Source organism: Streptosporangium minutum (assembly GCF_002149035.1).
Classification (GTDB): domain Bacteria; phylum Actinomycetota; class Actinomycetes; order Streptosporangiales; family Streptosporangiaceae; genus Streptosporangium; species Streptosporangium minutum.
Genome location: NZ_NGFP01000295.1, coordinates 1 through 10,964, shown reverse-complemented (window position 1 = coordinate 10,964; position 10,964 = coordinate 1). Strand labels below are relative to the sequence as shown.

The following is a 10,964-nucleotide window of genomic DNA, read 5'->3' as shown; positions in this document are numbered from 1 at the left end:
CCGCAGGCCTCCGTGCCGCAGCCCCGGCAGAAGACGCGCCGGCCGGTCGGCCTCCTGCTCGCGGGAGCGGCCGCGCTGGTCGTGGTGGGCGGCGGGACGGTGGTGGTCCTGCAGAACGGAGAGAAGGCGGCGGCGGCGCGGCCCGTGGCGTCGACGCCCGCCTCCCAGGGGGCGGAGGAGTCGGACCCGGCGCTCACCCCGGACGACCCGCCCGCGGCGTGGGAGTCCCCCAAGCCCAGGAAGAGCCCTTCCCCCTCCGTCCAGGTCACGAGCGAGACGGTCTCCCAGCCGACGGCCAGGCCGGCCGACCAGCCGACCGTCCGGCCGACCAAGAAGGCGGGCGGGGGCTCCGGGGACGGCGAGCCGGAGCCGGACGAGGAGACCTCGGAGCCGCCCTCGGTGATCGAGCCGACGGACGCGGGCCTGCCGTCCCCGACGGTCAAGCCGCCGGCGACCGCCAAACCGACGGCGAAGCCYACGTCGAAGCCCTCCGCGACCGGTAAGCAGACGGCCTCCCCGCCGAAGCCGAACCCCTTCACCCCGACGGGCGTCTGCGGTTCGGGCTACAAGGTGGTCAACTCCAGGGCCCTCGGCTCCGCCGCGACCATCTACCTGCTCTACAGCTCCGGCGCGGGTAAGAACTGCGTCGTCACCATGGCCAAGTACGTACCTCCCTCGAAGATCAGCATGAACGCGACGCTCCAGGTGAAGGGCGGCTCCTCGGGGGGCAACCCCGGCTCCTTCACCTTCTACGCGGGCCCCGTACGGCTCTCCGCCGTCAAGAAGTGCGTCATCTGGGGTGGCTCGTACGGCTCCCTGTCGTGGAAGAGCGGCTGGAGCCACTGCGGCTGACCCGGCTGTCCGTCCCGGCTCCACGCCCGTCCCCCCGGAGCCGGGGCGTGAAGGACGCGGAGCGGGACCGCCCCTGGTAGCGGAGCGGGTTGTCGGCTACGTTAACTGGCGTGATCGTCAAGTCCGAGGTGCTGACCAGCCGCGGCAGGCCGGCGAGGAGGCCGCCGTCGCCCCGCTCACCACGTTCCGGGCACGGGCCGTCGGCCTGACGCCGGCGTCGACCACACCCGTCCCGGCCGGGACGCCGCCGGCCGCATCCGCGTCCGCGTCAACCGAGGGAGACGGCGCATGAGCCGGCTGGACACATCCGGAGACGACTACCTGGCGCGGCGCGAGGCGATGCTGGCCAAGCTGGCCGAGCTGGACGCCGAGCAGGCCAGGGCGGTGGCGGGCGGCGGTGAGAAATACGTCGAGCGGCACCGCCGTCGGGGCAAGCTGCTCGCCCGGGAGCGGATCGAGCTGCTGGTCGACCCCGACTCGGCCTTCCTGGAGTTGTCGCCGCTGGCGGGCTGGGGCAGCGACTTCCCCGTCGGGGCCAGCGTCGTCACCGGGATCGGGGTGATCGAGGGCGTCGAGTGCGTGATCAGCGCCAACGATCCGACCGTACGGGGCGGCGCGTCCAACCCGTGGACCCTGCGCAAGACGCTCAGGGCCGCCGACATCGCCTTCCAGAACCGGCTGCCGCTGGTCAACCTGGTGGAGTCCGGCGGAGCCGACCTGCCGACCCAGAAGGAGATCTTCATCCCGGGCGGCCGGATGTTCCGGGACCTGACCCGGCTGTCGGCCGCCGGGATCCCGACGATCGCCCTGGTGTTCGGCAACTCCACGGCCGGCGGCGCCTACGTCCCCGGGATGAGCGACCACGTGGTCATGGTGCGGGAGCGCGCGAAGGTCTTCCTCGGCGGGCCGCCGCTGGTCAAGATGGCCACCGGGGAGGAGTCCGACGACGAGTCGCTGGGCGGCGCCGAGATGCACGCCCGCGTCAGCGGCCTGGCCGACTACCTGGCCGCCGACGAGCACGACGCGCTCCGGATCGGGCGGCAGATCGTCAGAGGACTGAACTGGCGCAAGCTGGGCCTCCTCCCGGGGGCCGTACGGGACCCGCTGTACGACGAGGACGAGCTGCTGGGCATCGTGCCCGAGGACCTGAAGATCCCCTTCGACCCGCGCGAGGTGATCGCGCGGATCGTGGACGGCAGCGTCTTCGACGAGTTCAAGCCCCTGTACGGCGGGAGCCTGGTGACCGGGTGGGCGCGGCTGCACGGCTACCCGGTCGGCATCCTGGCCAACGCCCGCGGCGTGCTGTTCAGCGAGGAGGCGCAGAAGGCCGCGCAGTTCATCCAGCTCGCCGGCCAGGCGCGCACGCCGCTGGTCTTCCTGCAGAACACCACCGGCTACATGGTCGGCAAGGACTACGAGCAGGGCGGCATCATCAAGCACGGCGCCATGATGATCAACGCGGTGTCCAACTCGACCGTCCCGCACATCACGGTCGTCATGGGCGCCTCCTACGGCGCGGGCAACTACGGCATGTGCGGCCGCGCCTACGACCCCCGCTTCCTGTTCGCCTGGCCCAGCGCGAAGTCCGCCGTCATGGGCCCCGCGCAGCTCGCCGGGGTGCTGTCCATCGTAGGCCGGAGCGCCGCCGAGGCCCGGGGGCAGGTCTACGACGAGGAGGGCGACGCGGCGATGCGGCAGATGGTCGAGGCGCAGATCGAGGCCGAGTCGCTGCCGTTCTTCCTGTCCGGGCGGCTCTACGACGACGGGGTCATCGACCCCCGCGACACCCGGACCGTCCTGGGCCTGTGCCTGTCGGCCGTCAACAACGCCCCCGCCCCGGAGCCCGCCGGCTTCGGCGTCTTCCGGATGTGAGCTCGCCCATGATCAGCCGACTTCTCGTCGCCAACCGGGGGGAGATCGCCCGCCGCGTCTTCCGCACCTGCCGCGACCTCGGCATCGAGACCGTCGCGGTCTTCTCCGACGCGGACGACGCCGCACCCCACGTGGCGGAGGCCGACCACGCCGTACGGCTCGCCGGGGTCAGGCCCGCCGACACCTACCTGTCGGTGGAGGCGATCGTCGGCGCGGCCCTCGCGACCGGGGCCGACGCCGTGCACCCCGGCTACGGCTTCCTGTCGGAGAACGCGGCGTTCGCGCGGGCCGTGCTCGACGCCGGCCTGACCTGGGTCGGCCCCTCCCCCGAGGCCATCGCCGCGATGGGCTCCAAGATCGGGGCGAAGGCCCTGATGGCCGGGGCCGGAGTCCCGGTGCTCCCGGGTTTCACCGCCGAACCCGGCTCCTCCGCGGCCGAGCTCGAACAGAGGCTGGACAGCATGTCCGCCCCGGCCGGCGGATCGGCGCCCGGCCGGCGGACGCCCCTGCTGGTGAAGGCCTCGGCCGGGGGCGGCGGGCGCGGGATGCGGATCGTGGAGCCGGCCGGCGACCTGCCCGGCGCGGTCGAGTCCGCCCGGCGGGAGGCCGAGTCGGCGTTCGGGGACGGCACGGTCTTCGTCGAACCCCTGCTGGAGGACGCCCGGCACATCGAGGTCCAGATCCTGGCCGACCTGCACGGGACGGTGTGGACGCTGGGCGAGCGGGAGTGCTCGATCCAGCGGCGGCACCAGAAGGTGATCGAGGAGACCCCCTCCCCGGCGATCTCCCCCGGGATGCGGGCACGGCTGTGCGACGCGGCGGTCAGGGCGGCGGAGGCGATCGGATACGCCGGGGCGGGAACCGTCGAGTTCCTGGTGAAGGGCGACACGGTCGCCTTCCTGGAGATGAACACCAGGCTCCAGGTCGAGCACCCGGTCACCGAGTGCGTCTACGGCGTCGACCTGGTCGAGCTCCAGCTCCGGATCGCCGAGGGCGCCCGGCTCCCCGAGACTCCGCCGTCCCCGTCGGGCCACGCCGTCGAGGCACGGCTCTACGCCGAGGACCCCGCACGCGACTGGCTGCCGCAGAGCGGCACCCTGCACCGCTTCGACGTCCCCGGGGTGAGCTCCCGCTTCTCCCCCGTGCCCCGCGGGGCCTCCCACGGCCTCCGGCTGGACTCCGGCGTCGAGGACGGCTCCGAGATCGGCGTCCACTACGACCCGATGCTCGCCAAGGTCATCTCCTACGGAGCCTGCCGTGCCGACGCCGTCAGAAGGCTCGCCACCGCCCTGTCGAACGCGAGGATCCACGGGCCCGTCACCAACCGGGACCTCCTGGTCGGGGTCCTGCGCCACGAGGCGTTCCTCGCGGGAGACACCCACACCGGCTTCCTCGCCGAACACCGCGACGCCCTGGCCGCCGGGCCGGGCGCCGTACGCCTGTCCGCCCTCGCCGCTGCCCTCGCCCGGGCGGCGGCGGGCCGGGCGGCGGCGACCGTGCAGGCCGGGCTGCCCAGCGGGTGGCGGAACGTGGTGTCACAGCCGCAGCGCGCGGCCTTCGAGGAGGCGGAGGTCTCCTACCGGATCACCCGGGACGGCCTGCGGGCCGAAGGCTTCCCCGACACGGTCCTGATCGCCGCCACGCCCGACCTGGTCGTCCTGGAGACCTCCGGCGTGCGGCACAGGTTCGCCGTGGCCCGCTATGACGGCGTGACCCACGTGGACTCCCCTCTCGGCCCCGTACGGCTCACGCCGCTGGAGCGGCTCCCCGAACCGGCCACGCGTGTGGCGCCGGGTTCCCTGCCGGCGCCGATGCCCGGTACCGTGCTCCGCGTCGAGGTGAAACCGGGCGAGCACGTCACCGCGGGCCAGGTGGTCGTGGTGCTGGAGGCCATGAAGATGGAACATCAGATAACCGCCCCGGCGGCGGGCACGGTCTCCGCGTTGAACGTGGTGCCGGGCCGGCAGGTCGAGGCGGAGGCCGTACTGGCCGTCATCGAGGAGCGGGCATGAATACCGACGGGGGCTGGCCAGTGGAACGCCTGGTGCACAGGGAGGTGTCCGGCGGGGTCGCGACGATCACGATGGACTCCCCGCGCAACCGCAACGCGCTGTCGGTGCGGCTGCTGGGCGACCTGGAGGACCGGCTCAACTGGGCGCTCGCCGAGGAGAGCGTGCGGGTCATCGTGCTCACCGGGACCGGGCCGGTGTTCTGCGCCGGCGCGGACCTCAAGGAGCAGCGGATCGAGCCGGGCAACGCGCACGAGGCGCCGGTGACCGCCTCGTTCCCGGAGATCATGAACCTGATCTGGGAGAGCCCCAAGCCGGTCGTCTGCCGGTTGAACGGCACCGCGCGCGCCGGAGGGCTGGGCCTGGTGGCGGCCTGCGACTTCGCGATCGCGCCGGACACGGCGTCGTTCGCGTTCACCGAGGTACGGCTCGGCGTCGTCCCCGCGATGATCTCGGTGACCGTGCTGCGACGGCTGGACCCCCGGGCCGCGGCCGAGTACCTGCTCACCGGGGAGACCTTCGACGCCGCCCGCGCGCAGGAGATCGGCCTGCTCACCCGTGCCGTGCCGGAGGAGGAGCTGGACGCGACGGTCGCCCACTACACCGGCATGCTGCTGCGCGGGGGGCCCGAGTCGCTGGCGCTGACCAAGCAGCTCGTGCGGACCGTGCCCGCGCTGCCGGTGGAGGAGGGCCTGCGCCGGATGGCCGAGCTGTCCGCCCGGCGCTTCACCTCCGCCGAGGGCCAGGAGGGCATCGCCGCCTTCATGGAGAAACGGCCCGCGTCCTGGATCCCCCGATCCTGAGGGCCTGACGCCGCGCGCCGGTCCGGAGGCCTCGCCTCCCGCTCCGGCTCGCCGCGCGCCGGTTCCGGAGGCCTGACGCCGCCCCCGCCCCGCCACGGGGCGGGCCCTGGATCCCCCAGCCCTTGGAGGCTCGATGCTGCGCATCGCCAACTGCTCCGGCTTCTACGGCGACCGGCTGTCGGCCGCCCGGGAGATGGTCGAGGGCGGTCCGATCGACGTGCTCACCGGCGACTGGCTCGCCGAGCTGACCATGCTGATCCTGGCCGGGAACCGGCTGAAGGGCCGTCCCGGCTACGCGCCGACCTTCCTGCGGCAGCTTGAGCAGGTCCTGGGGACGTGCCTGGAGCGGGGCATCAAGGTCGTGTCCAACGCGGGCGGGCTGGATCCGGCGGGATGCGCCGGCGCGGTGGCCGAGCTGGCCGGCCGCCTCGGGCTGCCGGTGAAGGTGGCGCACGTCACCGGGGACGACCTGTCCGGTCACGACCTGGGCGGCGCGCCGAACCTGGACACCGGGGAGAGGCTGCCCGCCGCCCCGCTGACCGCCAACGCCTACCTGGGGGGCCGGCCGATCGCCGCCGCCCTGTCCGCCGGGGCGGATGTGGTGGTGACCGGCCGGGTCACGGACGCCGCGCTGGTCACCGGGCCGGGAATCTGGCGGTACGGCTGGCGGCCCGGCGACCACGACGCGCTGGCCGGATCGGTGGTGGCCGGGCACGTCATCGAGTGCGGCTGCCAGGCGACCGGCGGGAACTACGCGTTCTTCGGCGAGGTGCCCGACCTGGCGCACTGCGGATTCCCGCTGGTGGAGCTGGAGTCCGACGGATCCAGTGTGATCACCAAGCATCCCGGGACCGGCGGGCTCGTCTCGGTGGGCACGGTCACGGCGCAGCTGCTGTACGAGATCGCCTCACCCCGGTATCCGGGCCCCGACGTGGTGGCGCGGTTCGACACGATCCGCCTGGAACAGCAGGGCCCGGACCGGGTCCGGATCTCGGGGGTGCGCGGCGAGGCCCCGCCGGACACGCTCAAGGTCGCGATCAACTACGTGGGCGGTTACCGCAACACCATGACCATGGTCCTGACCGGCCTGGAGATCGAGGCCAAGGCCCGGCTGGCCCAGGAGGCCATCTGGTCCCGCGTCCCCAGGGAGTCCTTCGACCTGGTCGACGTCGAACTGACCCCCCTGACCGCCACCGCCCCGCCGCCTGACGCCGCACCGCTCACCGGTACCGCCCTGCTCCGCGTCACCGTGATGGACGCCGACCGGAAGAAGGCCGGACGCGCCTTCTCCTCCGCCGTGGTGGAGACAGGCCTGGCCAGCTATCCCGGCTTCTACGGCCTCACCCCACCCGGCGACGCCTCCCCCTATGGCGTCTACTGGCCCAGCCTCGTGCCGGCGGAGACCGTCCGGGCACGCGTCTGGCTCGACGGCCGCGAACTCGACGACCCGGAACCCGCCGGTCCGGAACCCGGGGAGCGCGAGCCCGGCGGCCTGGAACCCGGCCGTGGGACGGCCGTGGATCGGGCACCCGGCGGTGGGACGCCCGGGGACCGGGCACCCGGTGGCGGCGGTCCCGACGGCGGAGAGCACCCCGCCCTCCGGGCGGCCTCCGCCGCGTCACCGCTCCCGGTCCAGGCGCCGGAGCGGCCGGAGGCGGGCCCGATCGGCCCGGGGCCCGAGGCCGGTGGCCGGACCGTGCGGACCGCGCTGGGCACGATCATGGGCGCCCGCTCCGGGGACAAGGGCGGCAACGCCAACCTGGGCGTCTGGGTCCGCACGGCCGAGCAGTTCGCCTGGCTGTCGGACCATCTGACGGTCGAGCGGTTCAGGGAGCTCCTCCCGGCCACGGCCGGCCTGGAGATCGACCGCTTCGACCTCCCCAACCTCCACGCTCTCAACTTCGTCGTCCACGGCCTGCTCGGGCGGGGCGTGGCCGCCAGCCCCCGCCTCGACGCCCAGGCCAAGGCTCTCGGCGAGGAGCTCCGCGCCAGGCACGCGGACATCCCCCGCTCCCTGCTGTGACCGCTCCGTACGACCGGACGGGACGGGGGAACGCACGCCACGGGTGCCGTCCGGCACCGTCTCCCCCCGGCGGCGCCACCGGGCCCGCGGCCGCGGAGGCCGCCTTCGACGGGGCGGGACGGAGACGCCGGCCGCCGCCGCGGCGGGCTATTGACCCTCACGGGGGAAGATCGTAGATTCACCATTGACAGAACATCATTCGGTTAGGGCGGACGCATGACCTCCACGCACCTCGTCGAGCCTGTGCGCCCGTGCCCGGAGCCTCATGTGAGGACGCGCCGTACGGACCCCGCCTCCGAGCCGCCGCCCACTACCGGATGGGCGAAATATGCATAATTTGGCGATTGAAACCCCCATACAACCTTCCGAACTCTAGGATTGCCCGCAATTGCATCATGAGGCTGGCTCGGGGAAGGAATCAGTCATGCGTTTGCGGTTTCTTGGCTCCACTTCGGAAGCGGGCGCCTGCCCGTCGCTCTACGAGACCGACCACGGCACCATCGTCGTCCAGGGTCTCCACGTCACCGACGCCGAGGCCCTGGGCGACCTGCGTCACGTCCTGGACGGTGAGAGCGCGGTGGAGGTACCCAGAGAGCTTCTCGTGGACATCGCCCGCCGGGTGCTTCTGTAAATATTGATCACGATTGGGGAGACCTCTATGGCATGACCCGCCGCCCAGGGCTAGCCTCATGCGCACCATGCGGGAGGTCGCGTGAGCGAGCGGACCCGCGAGCACGACGGCGCCGGCGCTCACATGTCCGGCAAAGGAGATCGGGTGAGCGGGTTCCAGCAGGTCAGGGCCGACCTGGGTGTGCAGCTCAAGCAGCTGCGGGAGGCGGCCCACCTGTCGGGCAAGGAGCTGGCCGAGCGGCTGAGGTGGCAGGCCTCGAAGGTCTCCCGGATCGAGAACGCCCGCCAGACCGCCACCGAGGACGACATCACCCAGTGGGGGCGGGCCGTCCAGGCCGCCCCCGAGGTCGTCGAGGAGCTGATCGAGCAGGCGTCCGGCCTGCTGGAGCGGCAGGACTCCTGGCGGCAGCGGCACCGCAGCGGGCTGGCCGCGCTCCAGGAGGACATCCGCGACCTGGAGATGCGGACCACCCTGTTCCGGGTGTTCGAGCCGGGGGTGGTCATCGGCCTGCTGCAGACCACCGAGTACGCCCGCAGCATCTTCACCCGGATCAAACGCCTCTACAACGCGCCCGACGAGATCGACGCCGCCATCAGGGTGCGCATGCAGCGCCAGGAGATCCTCTACGACCAGACCAAGAAGTTCCGGTTCATCCTGCCCGAGGCCGTGCTCCGCTACCGCCTGGCCCCGTTGGACGTGATGCGCGGCCAGCTCGACCGGCTGCTCGCGGTGACCGCGCTGCCGAACGTGGAGTTCGGTGTGGTCCCCTTCGAGGCCCCTCTCCCCTCCGCCCTGCTCAACGGCTTCTGGATCTATGACAGCGACCAGGTCGCGGTGCCCACGAGGACCCGGGACCTGATCCTGCGCGACCCGGACGACATCGCCTTCTACGAGCGGACCTTCGAGGAGTTCTACGAGATCGCGGCCTTCCGGGAGGCCGCCAGAGCGGTGATCGTCCGGGTGCTGGAGGACTTCGCACGACAATCCGCGGATTAATCCCCGCAATTGCTTGATTAACCTCCCAAGATCGTGCAATTCTCTGTCGAGACGGAGGTGACACACGATGCTGGACACGCTGTCTTGTCTGGAGAGGTTCGCCGCTGCCACGCGGCGGCACGCGGACCTGTCCGTGCAGAGGATGTCGTTCGGGGACCCCGCTTACGTGTGCGTCCGCAACCGCTTCAGCAACACGCTCGTCGAGACCGTGACGTGCTCCCAGGACGGGGGCTTCATCACCTCGTGGGGCTACCGGCTGGGCAGCACCGACAACATCGAGGACGCCGCCGCGCGCCTGGCCTTCCTGCTCGCGGCAATGCCCGCCTGAGCCCCGCGGCCTCCCGGCCGCCGGAGCGGCCGATCCGAGGGCGGGTCGGGTGACTCAGGCGGAGAAGACCGAGGGGTCCAGCCCGATCTCGCGGGCGGCGGCGACCCGGGCGTGGTGCAGGAGCCGGCCGCGGGACATGTTGCCGGCGTGCAGGGTGTAGCGGACCACCAGGCCGTCGAGCATGCCGTCGATCCGCTCGGCCGCTCCCTGCGGGTCGTCGCAGACGAACTCGCCCCCGCTCACGCCTCCCGCGATCACCTCGGCGAGGATCTCGATCCAGGCGCCCTCCAGCTCCAGCAGGATGTCCCGGACGTGCGCCTCGCGCACCCCGACGGCCCAGGCGTCGAGCCAGAGGATCCAGCTCTGGTCGGACCGGGACGCCGGGATGTAGAAGCGCAGGACGCGATCCAGCCGCTCCACGGCGGCGCCCGGCTCCGCGGCGATCTCCTTCAGCCGCCTGACCTCCGACTCGCTGGTGCTGCGGAGCATCTCGGTGATGAGATCGTCCTTGGTGGCGAAGTGATAGTGGATCAGGCCGCCGCTCACATTGGTCGCCTTGGCGATGTCGGCGACGCGGGTGCTGGCCAGCCCCCGTTCGAGCACGACCCGCCTGGTGGCTTCGAGCAGCTCCGCACGGCGCTGGTCGGCCTGGTCTGCGCGGCTTCCGCGCGCCCCTCCGCTTTGCACGGCGCAAGACTACAGCCGTGAGAGCGCACCGGTGCGGCCCGGCGACCTTCGGACACGGCCGGCTCACCATCCGGTGAACATGTCGCTCCCGCCGGGCGTCCTCCCCGCCGCCCGACCCACCGGGTGGCGGGCACGGCCCCCCGCCCGGCACCTCGCGGGGCCGGGCGGAGGCCCGACGGGGTGGGAGTCCCCGGCGGCCGGGGCGGGTTCAGCCGCAGCGGTAGAGGGACTGGCCGCCCTCGGCTCCGCCGTACTCGGCGGGGGCGACGACGGTGCAGTTGGCCTGCGCCCACGCGGTCGCCTCGGAGCCGCCGCCACCGCCGGGGCCACCGGGGCCGCCCCGGCCGCCGCCCGGCATCAGATACCTGAGCTGCCCGGAGGAGACGAGCTCCTTGAGCCGCTCCACGGTCATGGCGGGGTCGCTGCCGGTGAAGCCGCCCATGGCGATGACGGGCAGGCGGGTGGAGAGGATGAGCGACGAGGCGCTCTGCGCGCTGCTCACCGCCACCAGCCAGGTCGCGCCGCCCCGGTTCTTCCGCAGGTACTCGGCCGTCCTCTCGTCCACGGCCCCGCCGGGGCCGCCCCGCATCCCGCCCGGCATCCCCTGCGGTCCGTCCGGCCGGATCCCACCTGGCGAGCCCGCCTCGCGATCGCCGCCGGGGAGGCCCGCCGGGAAGTCATCCGGGAGGTCACCCGGGCCCTCTCCGGGGAGGCCCGCCGGGCCTCCTTCGGAGAACCTGCCCGGGAAGCCGCCCGGCATCCC

The 10,964-nt window shown here is 72.8% G+C and carries 9 protein-coding genes and 1 pseudogene; 8 read left to right on the top strand and 2 right to left on the bottom strand.

The genetic code is table 11. The features are described from left to right. The 8 genes and pseudogenes from CA984_RS46710 to CA984_RS38535 form a co-directional block, all read left to right on the top strand. Nucleotides 1–852: pseudogene (locus CA984_RS46710) on the top strand (hypothetical protein); the annotation flags it as partial. 288 nt (nucleotides 853–1,140) lie between these two features. Beyond that, entirely contained in the window at nucleotides 1,141–2,724 is a 1,584-nt protein-coding gene (locus tag CA984_RS38565; protein WP_086578327.1) for an acyl-CoA carboxylase subunit beta, read from the top strand. Nucleotides 2,725–2,732: 8 nt separating this feature from the next. Beyond that, nucleotides 2,733–4,736: an acetyl/propionyl/methylcrotonyl-CoA carboxylase subunit alpha gene (locus tag CA984_RS38560; RefSeq protein WP_086578326.1), complete on the top strand. Its 2,004-nt coding sequence runs from the start codon at nucleotides 2,733–2,735 to the stop codon at nucleotides 4,734–4,736. Continuing rightward, nucleotides 4,733–5,536, top strand: a complete 804-nt coding sequence (locus CA984_RS38555; protein WP_086578325.1) for an enoyl-CoA hydratase-related protein — start codon at nucleotides 4,733–4,735, stop codon at nucleotides 5,534–5,536. The genes CA984_RS38560 and CA984_RS38555 overlap by 4 nt, the downstream gene beginning before the upstream one ends. A gap of 133 nt (nucleotides 5,537–5,669) precedes the next feature. Continuing rightward, nucleotides 5,670–7,559 carry an acyclic terpene utilization AtuA family protein gene (locus tag CA984_RS38550; RefSeq protein ID WP_086578324.1) on the top strand — a complete coding sequence of 630 codons (1,890 nt, stop codon included), beginning with the start codon at nucleotides 5,670–5,672 and terminating at the stop codon, nucleotides 7,557–7,559. Between the two features lie 424 nt (nucleotides 7,560–7,983). Next, a complete protein-coding gene (locus CA984_RS38545; RefSeq protein WP_012892818.1) occupies nucleotides 7,984–8,190 on the top strand; it encodes a hypothetical protein in 207 nt (68 codons plus the stop codon). A gap of 81 nt (nucleotides 8,191–8,271) precedes the next feature. Next, complete coding sequence (locus tag CA984_RS38540; RefSeq protein WP_242676407.1) at nucleotides 8,272–9,186, top strand: helix-turn-helix domain-containing protein; 915 nt, start codon at nucleotides 8,272–8,274, stop codon at nucleotides 9,184–9,186. Nucleotides 9,187–9,253: 67 nt separating this feature from the next. Then, on the top strand, nucleotides 9,254–9,514 hold the full coding sequence (locus CA984_RS38535) for a hypothetical protein (protein WP_031164273.1): 261 nt from the start codon (nucleotides 9,254–9,256) through the stop codon (nucleotides 9,512–9,514). Between the two features lie 54 nt (nucleotides 9,515–9,568). Here CA984_RS38535 and CA984_RS38530 read toward each other — a convergent pair whose 3' ends face one another. Continuing rightward, on the bottom strand, nucleotides 9,569–10,201 hold the full coding sequence (locus CA984_RS38530) for a TetR/AcrR family transcriptional regulator (protein ID WP_086578323.1): 633 nt from the start codon (nucleotides 10,199–10,201) through the stop codon (nucleotides 9,569–9,571). 208 nt (nucleotides 10,202–10,409) lie between these two features. Beyond that, on the bottom strand, nucleotides 10,410–10,964 hold a 555-nt coding region (locus tag CA984_RS38525; protein ID WP_479725544.1), incomplete at its 5' end, for a mannosyltransferase YkcB-related protein.

Bases quoted from the DNA above. Each gene is read 5' to 3' on its own strand.
- CA984_RS38565 (WP_086578327.1), top strand. From the start codon at position 1,141: ATGAGCCGGCTGGACACATCCGGAGACGACTACCTGGCGCGGCGCGAG.
- CA984_RS38560 (WP_086578326.1), top strand. From the start codon at position 2,733: ATGATCAGCCGACTTCTCGTCGCCAACCGGGGGGAGATCGCCCGCCGC.
- CA984_RS38555 (WP_086578325.1), top strand. From the start codon at position 4,733: ATGAATACCGACGGGGGCTGGCCAGTGGAACGCCTGGTGCACAGGGAG.
- CA984_RS38550 (WP_086578324.1), top strand. From the start codon at position 5,670: ATGCTGCGCATCGCCAACTGCTCCGGCTTCTACGGCGACCGGCTGTCG.
- CA984_RS38545 (WP_012892818.1), top strand. From the start codon at position 7,984: ATGCGTTTGCGGTTTCTTGGCTCCACTTCGGAAGCGGGCGCCTGCCCG.
- CA984_RS38535 (WP_031164273.1), top strand. From the start codon at position 9,254: ATGCTGGACACGCTGTCTTGTCTGGAGAGGTTCGCCGCTGCCACGCGG.